17 protein-coding genes are annotated in these 17,028 nt (G+C 44.8%); 6 read left to right on the top strand and 11 right to left on the bottom strand.

All coding sequences use genetic code 11. From position 1 onward, the window contains the following. Positions 1–95 precede the first annotated feature (95 nt). On the top strand, positions 96–998 hold the full coding sequence (locus WJM94_RS22155; protein ID WP_444496338.1) for a DMT family transporter: 903 nt from the start codon (positions 96–98) through the stop codon (positions 996–998). A gap of 397 nt (positions 999–1,395) precedes the next feature. On the opposite strand, the gene WJM94_RS22160 is transcribed toward WJM94_RS22155, so the two are convergent. Genes WJM94_RS22160 through kduD form a run of 4 tightly spaced genes read right to left on the bottom strand, consistent with a single transcriptional unit; the run spans position 1,396 to position 3,703 of the window. Then, the gene (locus WJM94_RS22160; protein WP_444496339.1) at positions 1,396–2,031 is read right to left on the bottom strand and encodes an RpiB/LacA/LacB family sugar-phosphate isomerase; all 636 of its coding nucleotides are present in this window, start codon (positions 2,029–2,031) and stop codon (positions 1,396–1,398) included. 39 nt (positions 2,032–2,070) lie between these two features. Then, positions 2,071–2,391 (bottom strand): cupin domain-containing protein, encoded by a 321-nt coding sequence (locus WJM94_RS22165; protein ID WP_444496340.1) that lies wholly within the window; start codon positions 2,389–2,391, stop codon positions 2,071–2,073. A gap of 7 nt (positions 2,392–2,398) precedes the next feature. Continuing rightward, a complete protein-coding gene (locus tag WJM94_RS22170; RefSeq protein ID WP_444496341.1) occupies positions 2,399–2,920 on the bottom strand; it encodes a YgjV family protein in 522 nt (173 codons plus the stop codon). Between the two features lie 21 nt (positions 2,921–2,941). Beyond that, entirely contained in the window at positions 2,942–3,703 is a 762-nt protein-coding gene (gene kduD, locus WJM94_RS22175; protein WP_444496342.1) for a 2-dehydro-3-deoxy-D-gluconate 5-dehydrogenase KduD, read from the bottom strand. 256 nt (positions 3,704–3,959) lie between these two features. On the opposite strand from kduD, the gene kdgR reads away from it, so the two are divergent. From kdgR to WJM94_RS22190, 3 genes are all read left to right on the top strand, one after another. Then, a complete protein-coding gene (gene kdgR, locus WJM94_RS22180) occupies positions 3,960–4,742 on the top strand; it encodes a DNA-binding transcriptional regulator KdgR (protein WP_444496343.1) in 783 nt (260 codons plus the stop codon). Between the two features lie 83 nt (positions 4,743–4,825). After that, the gene (locus WJM94_RS22185) at positions 4,826–6,691 is read left to right on the top strand and encodes a DUF294 nucleotidyltransferase-like domain-containing protein (protein WP_444496344.1); all 1,866 of its coding nucleotides are present in this window, start codon (positions 4,826–4,828) and stop codon (positions 6,689–6,691) included. A 2-nt stretch (positions 6,692–6,693) separates the two neighbouring features. Continuing rightward, a complete protein-coding gene (locus WJM94_RS22190) occupies positions 6,694–7,404 on the top strand; it encodes a 3'-5' exonuclease (RefSeq protein WP_444496345.1) in 711 nt (236 codons plus the stop codon). On the opposite strand, the gene WJM94_RS22195 is transcribed toward WJM94_RS22190, so the two are convergent. From WJM94_RS22195 to kduI, 6 genes are all read right to left on the bottom strand, one after another. Next, positions 7,405–8,274, bottom strand: coding sequence for a LysR family transcriptional regulator (locus WJM94_RS22195; RefSeq protein ID WP_444496346.1), 870 nt, complete (start codon positions 8,272–8,274; stop codon positions 7,405–7,407). 208 nt (positions 8,275–8,482) lie between these two features. After that, positions 8,483–9,247, bottom strand: coding sequence for an IclR family transcriptional regulator (locus WJM94_RS22200; protein ID WP_444496347.1), 765 nt, complete (start codon positions 9,245–9,247; stop codon positions 8,483–8,485). A gap of 73 nt (positions 9,248–9,320) precedes the next feature. Further along, positions 9,321–10,628, bottom strand: a complete 1,308-nt coding sequence (locus WJM94_RS22205; RefSeq protein ID WP_444496348.1) for a TRAP transporter large permease — start codon at positions 10,626–10,628, stop codon at positions 9,321–9,323. A gap of 1 nt (position 10,629) precedes the next feature. Next, positions 10,630–11,169, bottom strand: a complete 540-nt coding sequence (locus WJM94_RS22210) for a TRAP transporter small permease (protein WP_444496349.1) — start codon at positions 11,167–11,169, stop codon at positions 10,630–10,632. Positions 11,170–11,220: 51 nt separating this feature from the next. Next, a complete protein-coding gene (locus WJM94_RS22215) occupies positions 11,221–12,204 on the bottom strand; it encodes a TRAP transporter substrate-binding protein (protein ID WP_444496350.1) in 984 nt (327 codons plus the stop codon). 38 nt (positions 12,205–12,242) lie between these two features. Continuing rightward, a complete protein-coding gene (kduI, locus tag WJM94_RS22220) occupies positions 12,243–13,085 on the bottom strand; it encodes a 5-dehydro-4-deoxy-D-glucuronate isomerase (protein WP_444496351.1) in 843 nt (280 codons plus the stop codon). A gap of 405 nt (positions 13,086–13,490) precedes the next feature. Between kduI and WJM94_RS22225 the strand changes: the two genes are divergently transcribed. Both WJM94_RS22225 and fghA read left to right on the top strand, forming a co-directional pair. Continuing rightward, positions 13,491–14,639 carry an S-(hydroxymethyl)glutathione dehydrogenase/class III alcohol dehydrogenase gene (locus WJM94_RS22225; RefSeq protein WP_444496352.1) on the top strand — a complete coding sequence of 383 codons (1,149 nt, stop codon included), beginning with the start codon at positions 13,491–13,493 and terminating at the stop codon, positions 14,637–14,639. Between the two features lie 89 nt (positions 14,640–14,728). Beyond that, the gene (gene fghA / locus WJM94_RS22230) at positions 14,729–15,568 is read left to right on the top strand and encodes an S-formylglutathione hydrolase (protein ID WP_444496353.1); all 840 of its coding nucleotides are present in this window, start codon (positions 14,729–14,731) and stop codon (positions 15,566–15,568) included. A gap of 45 nt (positions 15,569–15,613) precedes the next feature. On the opposite strand, the gene WJM94_RS22235 is transcribed toward fghA, so the two are convergent. Beyond that, positions 15,614–16,987: an IS4 family transposase gene (locus WJM94_RS22235; protein WP_444495679.1), complete on the bottom strand. Its 1,374-nt coding sequence runs from the start codon at positions 16,985–16,987 to the stop codon at positions 15,614–15,616. Between the last annotated feature and the right edge of the window lie 41 nt (positions 16,988–17,028).

Consider the following 17,028-nt stretch of genomic DNA (forward strand, 5'->3'; position numbering starts at 1 on the left):
ATCGAAACGGATCTGGTAAAATCACCCTCAACTTTCCTCCCACAAACGCTGTATCGCCTTAACTCGCCGACAGCATTTAGAAACCAAACTTCAACATGACTAACCAAAACGTATCGCGAGCGATCTTCTTTCTGGTCGCAGCCAATTTGCTCGCCTCTTTATCAGATGTTTCACTAAAAATTTTAAATGGGGAGGTACCCACTTTTCAGTATGTCTTCATTCGCCAATCCATCAGTTTGCTTCTGTTACTGCCCTTTTGGTTGAGGATGGATAGAAGTGAATGGAAGAAGGGTTGCGACTGGGTTACTTTCTGGCGCGCTCAACTTATTTTGTTAGGCAGTGCTTGCGCCATGGTTGCTATTACCCATTTGCCATTGGCCACCGCCAACGCCATGTTTTACGTGGGACCATTATTAGTGCTCCCCCTTGCGTTTATCTTTTTGGGAGAACGCCCTACTGCCAGCAAAGTGTTCGCCACTTTTCTCGGCTTTATCGGCGTACTGATCGTCTTACGTCCTGAGCATTTTCATTGGGCAGCCATTATTGCCCTCGGTAGCGCATTATCAATGGGTGTTGGTAACATTTTGATTCGTAAAGTGCCGGCTGATCAATCTCTGCTCTCGACACTATTTTGGACAACCTTAATGACGGTACCCTTTGCATTTGTGCTGGCTTATTGGGAGTGGGCTCCAATTAGCCTTCGACATGTATTATGGATTGTCGCTATCAACTTGTTTGTACTCGCTTACCATGCATTGGTAGTAAAAGCATTCCAGCAAGCACCAGCCAGTCAGATAGCGTTGGCAGAATATTCCGGCTTAGCATTCGTCACCTTCTTTGGTGTTGTCTGGTTTGATGAAGTACCGGACCTCTTCACTGTTTTGGGTATTCTGTTAATCATCATTCCAATGATGCCAATTCGCTGGCGTAGTTGGTTGCGACGCAGACAGAAAATCAGCGATGACGTTAAATCTCAGCAAAATGTCAGCCCACTTTAACGACTAACGCTTTGGTAGCGCCCCGGCATATCGGGGCGTTCCACTAAGTGTTGATAGTCTTTACAGACAAACAACCTCCTCGTGATACCGATCGATACCACCATTGACTCTTCTCATAGCCGTTAGTTTTAAGTGACTCGAAGCCTCGACTTAACCCGTTTGGACAAAGTACTGCAACACTAACTTTATCCAAGCCAATCCAAATATCGGTCTCTCTGCTTTCAGATTACTAATCCGTATATGCCATCAGATGAAATTAGTTTCTGAGTAATGCACATTGAACTCGTACGTAGCAGTGGGACACAACCATCTTCTCGAAATTGTTTTAGTTCAGAAAATAGAAAAGCCAGCACGATGGCTGGCCTTGACTTATTCCCGATAAATGAGTGCGTAATGCTTAGTCTAGAAGTGACTTCACGTATTCAGCGATTTCAGGAACTTGGCAGTGTGCGAAGAAGCACTCTTGGAATTGTGTGCTGCCTACAGCAGTTTTCACTAGTTCTTGATCGATAGCACGCAGACCTTCAACCACATCTTTAGATACTGCTGCTTTCACGTCGTTCAGGATCGCTGCGTTTGCTTGCTGAGGAGCAGCACGCTCGATTGGGTAACCTTCACCACGCTTACCTGTGAACGCTTTTTCGAAGATGTAACGAACGTTCAGTTCACCAGCCCAGCCAAAACCTTTAGCAAATGCCAGAGAAATAGCGTTGCCGTTGTTGATTTGGTTGAACAGGAACGCATCAGATGGCTCTAGACAGTAGCCACAAACCACACCCGGGTGCAGGTTGCTTGACATTAGAGCGCCTTGACCAGTACCACAACCAGTTACAACGAAATCTACTGCTTTAGAGTTAAGTAGGATGTTCGCCATGATACCAAGGTGGATGTATGTTAGGTGGTGATCGTTTTCGTCAATCATACCTACGTTGAATACATCGTGGCCAAGACCACCAGCTACAGAGTTTAGTTCACCAGCCACCATTGCGTTTTTCGCTGCTTGGCTGTTTTCCATCATTAGTGCAATTTTCATGTGTTACTCCTGCGGGGAACCGCATTCAAAAATCAATTCTTAAATAAAATCTTTACGCATTGGGGTGAATGTATCGATAAGAACACCCGGTTTCAGACAAACACAGCCATGCTCAATGTTTGGCTCTTTGTACATAGTATCGCCAGCTTTGACGATTTTTTTCTCATCACCGATGGTGAATTCAAACTCACCAGAAAGCACGTATGTCAGTTGCTCATGTGGGTGTGAGTGCATCGTACCGATAGCACCTTCTTCAAAGTGCACTTCTACTGACATTATATTTTCGCTGTGTGCCAGTACTTTGCGTGAAATCCCTTCGCCGAGATCTTCCATCGGAATGTCTTGGTTTAATACGAACATGGTTCACCTAATAACTTGATTGATTAATCATTGATTCTGATTGCTGACGATGTAAACGAAATATCGTCAGAGAATTCATTACGATCACGGTCATTTCCAGTAACGTTCCACCAATGGACCCCACCAGAATATTGTTGGTCAGCCAGCAAGAAGCACCCAGCAAAAAGCCAACGCGCATCCTAATCCCAGACAAGCAGAATACGGAGTACGTACCAATGACCGTTCCAAGGATAGGCCATATATCACGCCATTGCTCTGCGACCCAAAAACCACTGACTAAACTAATTGCGATAAAGACAGCGGCAACTCGTTTCGACGAGACAAATATCGCCGTGGTCGTTCTCAGTGCCGACAGCAAAGCGCTGAGCGCAGATACCATCGAACCAAGCAGTAAAAAATGGAGAAGATGATTGAGGTTGAAAATCAGCATCAAGATTTTTAAGAGCCTGTCATTTTTCTGGTAGAAGACGGAGAATCCCAAACCAAAACTTATAAACCCTAATGCCTGCGCCAATATCGTGGTGTCCACAATCACCTTCTCACAAATCGATCAGCGAGCTAACCAACCACCATCAACAGCGATAGTGTAACCATTGATGTAGTCAGATGCGCTTGATGCTAGGAATACGCATGGACCAGCAAGATCTTCAGGCTTACCCCAGCGAGCTGCAGGAATACGCTCAAGGATTGCTGCGTTACGCTCTTCATCTGCACGAAGTGCTGCAGTGTTGTTAGTCGCCATGTAACCAGGTGCAATCGCGTTCACGTTAATACCTTGGCTTGCCCATTCGTTCGCCATTAGACGAGTTACACCCATCACTCCGCTTTTAGAAGCTGTGTATGAAGGAACGCGGATACCACCTTGGTAAGAAAGCATAGAAGCGATGTTGATGATCTTGCCACCTTCACCTTGAGAGATGAACTGTTTTGCCACTGCTTGAGACATAAAGAACACAGACTTAATGTTGATGTTCATTACGTCATCCCAATCTTGTTCAGAAAAGTCGATTGCATCGTTACGACGAATGATACCTGCGTTGTTTACCAAGATATCAATACGGCCAAGTTCTGTAACTGCGCGGTCAATGATTGATGGGATGTCATCTAGCTTCATTAGGTTAGCGCGGATATCGATGAACTTACGGCCTTCTGCTTGGATTTTTTCGATTGTCTCTGTTGGTTCAGTGATGTTTACACCAACGATGTCACAGCCTGCTTTTGCTAGACCAAGCGCCATACCTTGACCAAGACCAGTGTCACAACCAGTAACAATGGCCACTTTGCCTTCAAGGTTAAATGAATCAAGAATCATGTCGTTTTCCTCAATAATAGGTAATGTCGTGATTTGGCGACTTGGCCATGTCACTTTGTATGCATTCATATTGAGCTAAAAAGAAACCGATGGCAAATATTTTTGAAAAAGCGTTTTAAAAATATTGATAGTGATCGTATTTTTTATGCATTCCACTCTGGAGCTGTTTCAAATTTTTGAAAAGGCATTTTAAAAAAACTGGTTCTATAGATTTTAGGCGATATAATGCAACAAACTAGAGAACAAAGGGGCAACAATGGAAAAGTCGACACAACCTGAAGCAGTTTCATCAGTACTGAAAGTGTTTCATATTCTTCAAGCGCTGGGTGAACAAAAGTCCATCGGTGTTTCAGAACTTTCACAAAGACTGATGATGTCAAAAGCGACCACTTATCGCTTTCTGCAAACAATGAAGTCGTTAGGCTATGTATCTCAGGAAGGTGAAGACGATAAGTACTCCCTGACTCTTAAGTTATTTGAGCTAGGTGCGAAATCGTTAGAGTACGTGGATCTGATTGAACTGGCTGACAAAGAAATGCGCCATATTTCAGAACAAACTAATGAAGCTCTGCACCTTGGTGCTTTGGATGAAAATGCCATCATTTACATCCATAAGATCGACTCCGGTTACAACCTTCGTATGCAGTCGCGTATCGGTCGTCGTAATCCTCTGTACAGTACCGCTATTGGTAAAGTACTGCTTTCTGAGCGTGATGAAAGCTTTGTACGTGAAGTATTAAGTGATGTGGAATTTATTAAACACACAGAAAAAACTCTGGAAAACACTGAGCAAGTATTAGCAGAGTTAGTAAAAGTACGTGATTTCCACTATGCAGAAGATAACGAAGAGCAAGAACCTGGCCTTCGCTGTATCGCTGCGCCTATTTATGACCGCTTTGGTAAAATCATCGCGGGTCTCTCTATCTCATTCCCTGTCATTCGTTTCGACGAAGCAAGAATGGAAGAGTACGTAGGTTTACTGCACCAAGCAGGCAAAAATATTTCTGAACAACTGGGTTATAACAACTATCCAGCTTAAGAAGATGCAAAAAGCAGCCAGGAGGCTGCTTTTTTTGCCACTTATAACACACTTGAAACGCCGGTTCATTTTAGAGGTTAGTCATGGGCACTTCCGTTACTCCAAACATCTTTGACTTTTTAATCAAAATTGACCCCTTTGATAAATTGCCAGAATCCGTGGTTAAGAGCATCTCTAACTCCGTGAAAGTGAAATACCTTGTGCGCGGCGAGACCATCGGCTTTAGCGCTCTGTGCGATCAGCGATACCTTTATATCATTAGAACCGGCGCCATCGAGCAACGCACTTCAACCGGCGAGCTTCGCTCCCGTCTGGGCCATGATGACCAATTTGGTTTTACGTTTCTGGAACCATTGGAAAACGCGGAAGACGGTTACCAGGCGGAAGCGATTGAAGACTCCCTACTCTATTTGATTCCACACTCGGAGTTAAAATTAGTCAGCGAAGAACACCCAGAATTCGCCGACTATTTCGCAGCACAAGCCAATCTTCGTTTAAGCTCTGCGGTGAAATACGTCAGCAAAGAAGATAAAGGGCTTTTCTTTCGTACCGTAGGAGAAATCGCCAGCGAAAACATCGCGATTGTCGATGTAAACGATTCAATTCACAGCGTTGCGCAAAGCATGTGTGGAAAGCAACGTAGCTCATGTGCTGTCATCATGCGCAACGGAGAAATTGCAGGTATGGTGACTGACCGCGATATGACCAAAAGTGTGGTTGCGCAAAAAATAGATACCAACCTGCCTATTTCCAAAGTCATGAACACATCCCCTGTACTGGTTCAGAGTGATGACAAAGTCATGCAAGCTATTTCATTAATGCTGCAATATAACGTTCGTTGTTTACCGGTATTAAAAAATGGCCAGGTAACAGGATTATTGACCACAACGCATTTAGTCCACAATCACAAAACGCAATCGCTCTTCCTGATCGAAAAAATCAAATACGCTCAGTCAATTAATGCGCTGGCTTCATTAAAAGAAGAAAAACAAACGATTTTCCAAGCATTAGTTGAAAGTGGCGTCAGTGCCGAAATCCAAGGCCGAGTGATGTCGATGATCATGGATGCCTTTAACCGTCGCATCATCCAACTGAGTGAAGAATTACTTGGCCCACCGCCTTGTGACTATGCCTGGTTGGTGGCAGGTTCTCACGCCAGAAATGAAGTCCATATGCTATCCGATCAGGACAGTGCGATAGTCCTTTCCGATGAGGCAACGGAAGACCATAAACTTTACTTCAAACATCTTGCAATGCGCGTTTGTAATGGTTTAGCTGCCTGTGGTTATCCGCTGTGTGATGGCAAATACATGGCAGCATCACCTCAATGGTGTCAGCCTGTAAAACGCTGGAAAGAGTATTATCAAAAATGGGTTGCCAGCCCAGAGTATAACAAACTATTGAGCATCAGTGTCTTTTTAGAGGTACGAGCGATTCATGGTAATCGCGAGTTTGTTGACCAAATCCAACAACACCTGCACGAATGTATTCAAAAAAGCGCCAATTTTATTCCTGCTCTGGTACGTGATGCCATTGATACCCAACCACCATTAGGCATTTTCAATAATCTCGTGTTGGAAAAAGGTGGCAAAAACAGCAATACGCTGAACATTAAAAAGTACGCATTGAATTTGATCATCGACTTAGCACGAATCTTTAGCCTCGCAGCCGGTGGGTCTTTAACAGGTACTGAAGAACGTTTTCGTTACGCAGCTGAACATGGCACGTTATCAAAGGACAGCATGGAAAACATCATCGGCGCGTACCGATTTATTACACAAGTGCGTTTTCGCCATCAACTAAACGCCATTCTCACTGGCACCACACCAGACAATCATATTGCGCCTGACAATTTCAGCAGCTTTGAACGTAAGCACTTGAAAGATGCGTTTAAGATCATCAGTGAGATGCAAGATGTGGCGAAATTGAAGTTTGTGAAAGGGGCATAAACATGTTTAAGCGCTGGTTTAAACGGTGGGAATCCCCGAACAATCCGGAACAAAAACGTCAGTCCATTGAAATTCTCGATAGCTGGCCCAACGCGCTACAACGCTACTTACAGCAACCACTCATCGATTGGGAGGCAACAATGAATGAGCTCAGTTTTGTCGCCCTGGATTTTGAAACGACCGGTGTTGATGCCCGAGGCGATAAAATATTATCGATTGGCGTTGTGGATCTCACGCTCGAAGGCATTGATATCGCCAGCACGAAAGAATGGTTTATTTGCCACGGCCAGTTCATCAAACCCGAAACCGCAGAGATCAATGGCTTGACCCCACAAGATTTAGCTCATGGTCTGCACATCGATCAGGGAATGAACCATCTGCTGGAAAGAATGGAAGGCAAAGTGGTCCTGGCTCATGGTTGCTGTATCGAAAAGGCATTCATCCAACGCTATTTTACTACGCGTTACCAGATGGACGAACTGCCAGCCTATTTCATCGATACGCTGCAGATAGAGAAACAGTTCAGCTATGCAGGGAAAACTGGTGCGCATCCCAGCTATCAACTCGACGATTTGCGTAGCCATTATCATCTGCCCGACTACCATTCTCACTCAGCGGCCAGTGATGCGTTAGCTTGTGCAGAACTGTTTTTAGTCCAGAGTAAAAAGCTTTCTGCCCTGCCTTATGTGACGCTTCGCCAGCTTATGCGCTGATTAAGCCAGTTCTTTAGCCAAAAAGTCGATGAGCAATCTCACCTTAGGTGACAGGTTATGGCTGGGCGGATACAGGGCCCAGATGCCTTCACGATCATCTCGGTAATCACTGAGCACTTCTATCAGCTCACCGCTGTCTAATGCCTCCTGCACGTAGTAATCCGGTAGCTGAACCAATCCAAGTCCGCGCTTTGCTGCATCCACTAAAGCGAAGCCACTGTTGCACTTGATCCTCCCCGACACTCTTAAAGACTTCTCACGCTTTTGCTCTTTAAAATGCCAGTAGTCCACGGAACCGACCAGACATTGATGACGACCTAACTCAGAGAGTGTATGGGGCTCGCCATATCGTTCTAAGTACTTAGGACTGGCGCAAACGTGCATTTGTCGGGAAGAAAGGCGTCTGACAATCAGACTGGAATCTTGCAGACGACCGAGACGTATCGCCAGGTCGACCCCTTGTTCAATTAAATCTAGTCGTTGGTTGGTTAAAATCAGGTCGAGACTCACTTGAGGATGCTTCTCTAAAAACTGGTTCAGCAATGGCGCGAGATTCATCTCCCCATAGGTAACAGGAGCCGTGACTCGCAACACACCTCTCGGCTCAGCCTGCATTTGCGTCACTGCAAGCTCTGCCAACTCTAGCCCTTCCAACAAGTGCTTACATTGCTGGTAATAAAGCTGACCAGCCTCTGAGAGGGAAACTTTTCGTGTAGTGCGATGCAGCAACTTCACCGCCAAACGCTGTTCAAGGGCAGAGACTCGACGACTGATTTGTGCAACCGATGTTTTGAGTTTAGATGCAGCGCCGGTGAAACTGTTTGTCTCTGCGACTACTACAAATTCAGTGACACCTTCCCAATTCGCCATTGTGCTGTTCCCTTAAGCCTAATTAAGGCAACATTCTCACACAAACGCCGTCAAGGAGAAACTTTCCCTTCGCACGTTCGAGTTAAAAGCAGCTTTGAAAGATTTTATAAAGGATATTGATTAACAAGGATGAGGAAAATGGCCAGCCTTTTAGAACAGGTGACCATTTCTATACCAGAAACCAATTCGCTACGACCCCATATAAGAGTTATTCAAACATACTGAGATACCTGGCTACCTCAGAAAGCTCCTTCTTGGTTTGTTCAATATCTTCTATGTGATGATGCACCGTTTGAGAGTTTAGCGTCATATATGGCACGGTAATGATTGCGATCAATTCACCCAGAGCACCAAAGATCGGAAAGCTGATATTGGTAACCCCAGAAATCTGCGGACTCGCGCCTACGTAATAACCGTCACTCTGCGTTTTGGTAATGTTAGCCAGAGCGTGTTGAATTTCGACATCCGTAGCACCGGTCTGCTTAAGAACTTTCTCGCGCTGTTCTTGGCTGGAAAACGCCAGCAACACGATACCAGAACCAGAAGAGCAGACATCCAAAGTCGCACCTAAGCGCAGACCAAAGCCCATTTTATAAGGACTTTCCTGCACACTAATCACCACTAATTCACCATGCTTGTATTGGCTGAGATGACAAGACTGATTCACTTTTAAACACAGCTCTTCCATCATTGGCGTTGCACGTTTTAGCATCTGGGCGACAGGTGGATGCTGATTCGACAATACAAACATTCTCAGGCTCAAAGAGTAGGATGACTGCTCTGAATCAAACTCGATATATTGTCGTTCAACAAGCACCGACAGCATGCGAAAAATCTCACTAACGCTTCGATCGAGCTTTTCAGCAATCTGTTTTTTAGTTAGAGGAACAGTTGAAGCGGCAAGCAGTTCTAAAATATCGAGTCCTTTTTCTAACGCTGGGGCCCGATACTCGTTCTTTTTAATAGTAGTCATGATTGAATGATGCTGTCATACATGACGAACAGTATGACAGCATGTAATTTTCCTTTAAAGTACTACGCCACAATTAACGAATCAGGCCCATCCATTGCGGAATAGTCATTGAAATTGCTGGCACATACGTTACCAACATCAACACACCAAACACCATCACAAAGAACGGTAATAATGTGCGTATTACACTATCGATGCTGATCCCACTGACTTTACATCCGGTAAACAGAATTGGACCAACCGGCGGCGTGATAGTGCCGAGCGATAAGTTGAACACCAACAAGATACCGAACTGTACTGGATCCATACCAAGTGAAGTACAGATAGGCAGGAAAATAGGTGTAAAAATCAATACCGCTGGGGTTGGGTCCATAAAGGTACCAACAAACAACAGCACCAAGTTAATGATAAGCAGGATCAAGAACGGGTTATCTGTCAGCGACAGCAAAGAGTCCGCTATCATTCCCGGAATCTGAGTAAACGCCATTACCCATGACATGATTGAAGATGTAGCCAGCATAAAGATCACAATCGCTGACATTTTGGCTGTGTTTAGGAAAATCTGTGGCAGAGCACTGAAGTTCAATGAACGGTAACATGAGGTCAAAAATAGCGAGTAAACCACCGCTATTGCCGATGCTTCTGTTGCCGTAAATACACCACCAAGAATACCGCCAATCACAACAACGATCAGAGATAAACTCGGAACCGCCTGCAAAGTGACATTCACGCAGTCTTTAAGCGTCATGGAATGTTTAGCGATATAACCACGACGCTTAGCCATAAAGCCAGCAATCACCATCACGCTGAGTCCCCATAAAATACCGGGAATGTAACCGCCAACAAACAGAGCGGATACAGACACACTCCCCGCTACCGTCGCATAAACGATTAAGGTGTTACTCGGTGGAATCAGCATACCTGTTGGCGCAGAAGCGATGTTAACCGCCGTGCTGAATGCCGGGTCGTAGCCTTCTTTCTTTTGAATTGGCGACATGATGCCACCTACCGCTGCAGCAGAAGCTACGCCTGATCCACTGATTGAGCCAAAAAGCATGTTAGACACAACGTTGGTCTGAGCTAACGAGCCCGGAAAGAAGCCACTGATGATCTTAGAGAAGTTGATCAAACGAATCGCTATTCCGCCGTTATTCATGATGTTACCGGCCAGAATAAAAAATGGGATAGCGAGCAGTGCAAACGAGTCGAGACCAACAAACATACGCTGAGCGGATGTGGTCATCGCCCCCTGAAATGGCAGAATTACGGTCATTGCAGCAAACGAAGCCGCACCGACACTAATAGCGATTGGCGCACCAATCACCAGTAAAAATATCACCCCAGCAAACATAACGATCGAGGCAGTAAGTGCAATATCCATATTAAACCTCTCTTACTGTTGAGCTGTGTTTAAGGGACTTAAATTGATTGACCAGATTTAATTCGTTGTAAATGAAATAAAATAAGATCAGCGCGCCAGAGATCGGTATCGCGGAGTAAATGACACCCATAGGAATTTGTAAGGCCGAATCGAGCTGCCACATTTGACGCAATGCACTGTTGTAACCGCCGGTGATCATGATGGCGTAGGCGAAACTGGCAGTAACGAGCTCAATGAACATCTCCGCCAGCAAGCGATATTTAGCTCTGAATTTGTCTTTGATAAAGCTAATCGCCATATGTTCACGCAAGCCAAATACGTAAGCACTACCAAATAGCACTAGCCAAATGAACAAGTAACGGGAAAGAACCTCACTGACTGCACTTGGACTATTAAATAAGTAACGAGATGCCACCTGGTAGGTCACTAAGGCAGTCATGGCACCTACAATAAGGATCAAAATCAGTGAGAGAAACTTATCCACCCACTGCTTAATCATTGTCATCCCAGACAATAACGTTTGGAGTTTTGTTTTTTGCATAACGACGATCCAAAAAGGAGCCAGCACGCTGGCTCCTTACAACTTAGACTCTTATCTCAAGGCAGAGATTTTTTCGAATAGTTTTTTCTGAACTGGAGATTCAGTCAGAGCTTCCTGTAATGGCAGGCAGCTATCCTGGAAAGGTTTGATGTCAACTTCATTGAAAGTAGCACCGTGTGATTTTGCGGTTTCCATTGCCGTACTCACACGCTCGTTCCACATTTTGAATTGCTCTGGTGTGCTTTCCTTCGCTAAACGACGAATGGTTGCCTGATCTTCCTTCGACATTGAGTTGATGAAGTAGCTGCTGATAACGACAAGATCTGGCACCATCAGATGGCGAGTCGTTGAGAAGTAAGGAGCCACTTCATACTGTTTAAGATCGGCATAAGTGATTTCGTTGTTTTCAGCACCATCAAGTACGCCCTGCTGAATCGCGGTGTACACTTCCCCCTGACTCATAGGAACGCCGGTACCGCCCATGCAAGAAAGCATCTTGATCATGGTTTCAGATTGCATCACACGAATCTTGTTACCTTTCATATCTGCAACCGTTTCTACTGGTGCACCCTTGGTGTACATACTGCGCGCACCAGCGGTGTACGCCGTCAGAACCTCAAATCCAAAACGTTGTGTTGAAGCAAACAGCTCATCTAACTCACCAGAGGTAAATACCGCTTCCTGATGCTTTGGACCGGTGTAAACGTAAGGCATACCAATGACACGATAAGTTGCGTCGTAGTTTTCAATCAAAGGGTTTGCCACAACAGCCATTTGAATCGCGCCATTCTGCACAAGTTCAAGGGCTGCACGTTGGTCACCAAGCAGTTCATTAGCATAAATAGAAAGTTTGTAGCGACCATCCGTTTGCTCATTAAGTTTTTTACCAAACTCCTGAAGAGCCAGATATTGAGGATGGTTATCAGACTGGTTAAAGGCCGCTTTAATTTCGGTTGCCGCTTGCGCCATTGAGGTTGCGCCCAGACCAACACTTACCAAAGCCGACAGCGTTGCTAATTTCAGTACTTTTTTCATATCTAAAGTCCTTGTAAAAATTTGTAGGGTATTTGTATTTATCGGATCGCGTTCATGTCGACGAAATCCATGTCATCAAAGGTTTGGTTTTCACCAAGCATTCCCCAGACAAAGCTGTAATTGCTGGTTCCGCAACCAGAGTGAATCGACCAACTAGGTGACAGGACTAACTGCTTATCGCGCACCACGATGTGTCTGGTTTCTTGCGGTTCACCCATGAAATGGAAAACGACCTGATCGGCTTTAATATTGAAATAGAGGTAGGCCTCCATGCGACGCTCATGGGTATGAGCCGGCATTGTATTCCACACACTTCCCGGAGCGAGATGCGTCACGCCCATACACAGTTGGCATGTAGGCAGCACATCAGGATGAAGGTACTGGTTAATAACTCGCAAATTCGATGTTTCACTTGAGCCAAGCTCGACTACTTTTGCGTCTTGTCGCGTGATCAGGCGAGACGGAAAGGTATGGTGAGCCGGAGCACTCAAGCAATACAGAACTGGTTCCTGTGCAGGATTTAGTGAAGTAAAGGTTATGTTCTGCTCATCTTTGCCCAGATACAGCGCATCAAGATATTCAAGCGTATAGGTGTTGCTTGACGTGCTTACTTCAATTGGAGCCTGACTCAGGTTCACCATGCCCAGCTCACGACGCTGTAAAAAATAGTCAGTGCCAAACACATCGTTATCAATGTACTCATCCAAGCTAAGCGGTTGAGAAGTTGGGCACACACCAAGTGCAACAACGCGATCTATGTGGCTGTAAAGTAAGATTATTTTGTTTTCAACAAATAAGTTTTCATTGAGAAATTCGTCGCGCAAACGCTGCGTATCATAATGCTTCGCATCCAGCGGATTGCTGTTGTAGTTGGTATACATCTATCTCTCCTTTGTTTGAGATAAGTGTATCGATAGTTCATATATGATCAATATCGTTCAAATTTGATTTCAATTGAATTGAGATCTCTAGCAATCAGCATCAAATCAAAGCCGGGATTAATGTGACATTAGGCCTTTTTTTCTAATGAAATTGACTCAAAAGTTAGAAGTTGAAACATCGTTTTATTTATTTAATGTTCAATATTATGAAAATGAACTCTCATCGATACACCAGCTAAAACCCCGGCCAATTATTACGTATTTGTAAAAATCATTTTCAAAAGGATGGATTATCATTTTTATTGAAATAGATAGAATGAAAACCAGTAAAACATCAGGCGAAAAACTAAAGCTCAGCTACGCTTAACTACGACGCCTACCTATTGATTAGATAAGGAAAATCCAATGGCACTTGATATCAAACCAGGTCAAACATCGATTAAATCTAAAGCGGCTGTCGCATGGGCGGCAGGTGAACCACTAAAAATGGAAGAAGTGGATGTACAACTTCCTAAAAAAGGTGAAGTTTTAGTTCGCATCGTGGCAACAGGCGTTTGTCACACTGACGCATTCACACTATCTGGTGACGATCCAGAAGGCATCTTCCCGGCGATTTTAGGTCACGAAGGTGGCGGTATTGTCGAAATGGTAGGTGAAGGTGTAACCAGCGTTGAAGTCGGCGATCACGTCATTCCTCTTTACACAGCAGAATGTGGTGAGTGTAAGTTCTGTAAATCTGGCAAAACTAACCTTTGTCAGGCAGTTCGTGAAACTCAAGGTAAAGGCCTGATGCCAGACGGCACTAGCCGCTTCTCTATCAATGGCGAAACTATTTTCCACTACATGGGCTGCTCGACTTTCTCTGAGTACACTGTACTTCCAGAAATTTCACTGGCTAAAGTGAACAAAGAAGCTCCTCTGGAAGAAGTGTGTCTGCTTGGCTGTGGTGTAACTACTGGTATGGGCGCAGTACTAAATACAGCAAAAGTTAAAGAAGGCGACACAGTCGCTATCTTTGGTCTGGGCGGTATCGGTCTGTCTGCAATCATCGGCGCTCGTATGGCAGGTGCAAGCCGCATCATCGGTATCGATATCAATGAGAGTAAGTTCGATCTTGCGAAACAACTTGGCGCAACAGACGTAATTAACCCTCAGAAATTCGACAAGCCAATTCAAGAAGTGATCGTTGAAATGACAGACGGTGGCGTGGACTTCTCGTTTGAATGTATTGGTAACGTCAACGTGATGCGTCAGGCGCTTGAATGCTGTCACAAAGGCTGGGGTGAATCAGTAATCATTGGTGTAGCTGGTGCTGGCCAAGAGATTTCTACCCGTCCATTCCAACTTGTAACTGGCCGCGTATGGCGAGGCAGCGCATTCGGTGGCGTAAAAGGCCGCTCTGAACTTCCAACCATTGTAGAAAAATACATGGCAGGTGAATTCGGACTACAAGAATTCATTACTCACACTATGGGACTTGAAGACGTGAACAAAGCGTTTGATCTTATGCATGAAGGTAAGAGCATCCGTAGCGTTATCCACATGGACAAATAATGCCGCTTAAGGCTCTCCTTTGGGGGAGCCTTATTGTATTAGCGGTTTCTCACCGTTTAATCTAATTTTTGCTGTTTGAGAGTCTATTCATGATGATTGAAAACGTTAGCCAGGCCAAAGTTTTCGGCGGCTGGCACAAACAATACACACACGAATCCACTTCGCTTAATTGCAAAATGCGTTTCGCTATCTTCCTGCCGCCAAACGCAACAAAATCCCACCCAGTACCTGTGCTTTACTGGTTATCCGGACTCACTTGTACCGATGAAAACTTTATGCAGAAAGCTGGGGCTTTTCGCATGGCTGCTGAACTTGGTATCGCTATTGTCGCACCAGACACCAGCCCTCGCGGAGACGGTGTTGCAGACGATGAAAATTACGATCTCGGCCAAGGTGCAGGCTTTTATCTCAATGCGACTCAGGCACCTTGGTCACTGCATTACTCTATGTACGACTACATTACTAAAGAACTGCCAGCAATCATTGAGAGCAACTTCCCTGTCTCTGATTTGAAATCTATTTCTGGACACAGCATGGGTGGTCATGGCGCGATCACGATTGGTTTGAAAAATGCTGATCAATACCGCTCTATCTCAGCATTTAGCCCTATCAGTAACCCAATGCAATGTCCTTGGGGTCAGAAGGCGTTTACCGCCTATCTTGGTACCGATATCGAAAACTGGAAGCAATATGATGCGAGTGAGTTGTTAAAACAAAGCCGCTCACCCCTACCTATTCTGGTCGACCAAGGTGATGCCGACAGCTTCCTGAGTGAGCAACTCAAACCAGAAACGTTAATCGCAGCCGCCAATACCCATGATTCGGAATTAAAACTTCGCATGCAGTCGGGTTACGACCACAGCTATTACTTCATATCGAGCTTTATCGACGATCACCTAAACTTCCACGCGAAGCACTTATTCGAGTAAGTAATTAAGCAAAAAATAAAGCCACCGACTCAGGCTGTCTCTTGATCACAAGTCCTGTTCAAGAGACAGAGCGAGTTCGTAGCCTTCAAGGATGGCTTGTAGTTTTAGCCATCCTTCCCAGAGCGTTTTAACTGACGCTCTTCCATTTCTTTTACTGTCTTTCCAACCGCCAAGTCGTGCGAGATGTTCATAAGCCCATTTTGCAGTTGGTATTTCCTCTGGAAGTCGCGTCTTTATTCTTTTCACCCAAAGTAACTTCCAGGCTCTTGGGGACAAGATTTTTTCACAACTAATATCTTCAACTTGCTCATTGGCAAATTTCAACTGGAAGATCCTTACGGCTAAAAAAGCATAAATGGTCGCTAATCTATCTAAGTTATCTTTACTCTGTACTCGAAGCTCTTCAACTCCGGTCCCTTCACTTTTCCAGACCTTGTGATATTCCTCAATGAGCCAACGCTTCTCGTAGTAGGAGATGATTTTTAACGCCTCTTCCGCACTGTTTACGGGTTCATTCGTCAGAATGTGCCAGTTCAGTTTCTTGTCTTCATCTCCGGCCTCAGAGCAACCCACATAATTCAGGGAAATAGATTCACCTGTTTTATTCGAGGGGGGCGTCAATGTCACCGCCGCATATTTCACATCCAGTATGACTTCACGAGATTTACGACCACCTCTTTGAGCTATCTGGATTTGTCGTTGTTTAACACTTTTAAGTTCAGAGGCAAATTGATAAAGCTTATCTGGCCCTTCTTCTATGTGGCGACTCATCATTGACCGCACAACAAAACGTTGCTGGTTTGCCATTTTATAAATGAGATAGTCGTAGATGTCAGCTTCACGATCGCAAACCGATATCACGTTGGTCATGGCATCTCCTAAACGAGCTGCCATATTACGAGAAGCTCTTTCCCACTTATAACCTTCTTTTTCTTCATAAGGTCGCTTGAGGTGCTGGGAACGGATACCGCGAGTCTTGATGTCTCTCGTCCATCTCTGTTGTTCAATCAGACCAACAACGTCAAGAGTTTCAGGAGCAAACAACAAAATACTATGAGCAAGCAGACCACGATAACGGTTACCTTGGTTCACATGCCCTAAATCAGCTCGAATAGAGCGATGCTTGTAGCTTAAGGTGGTTGTATCTTCTATAGCGAGAAGGAGGGGGTAATGGTGAACTTGATTAGCTGTTGCATTAAAACCGGCTTCGGCAATATCGCCTGACGAAACATTATCGTTGCGAATAAATCGATAAGCTCCTTCCATGCTTGCTGGTGAGGGGGATGATTTTACTACCGATTTACCTGGATGTTGCGCTAAGTCTGAAGCCATTTTTACGAGTCTAGCCGTTCTTCTTGGGTCTCCCAGTTTAGCATGCCCAAATTGTTCTTCAGCCCAATCATTATTGCTTTTTATCATCTCAGGAATCCTCAACTAAGTCCGTTAAAGATCTGATCGTG

It is taken from the genome of Vibrio sp. YIC-376, from assembly GCF_052353105.1.
In the GTDB taxonomy this organism is placed as follows: domain Bacteria; phylum Pseudomonadota; class Gammaproteobacteria; order Enterobacterales; family Vibrionaceae; genus Vibrio.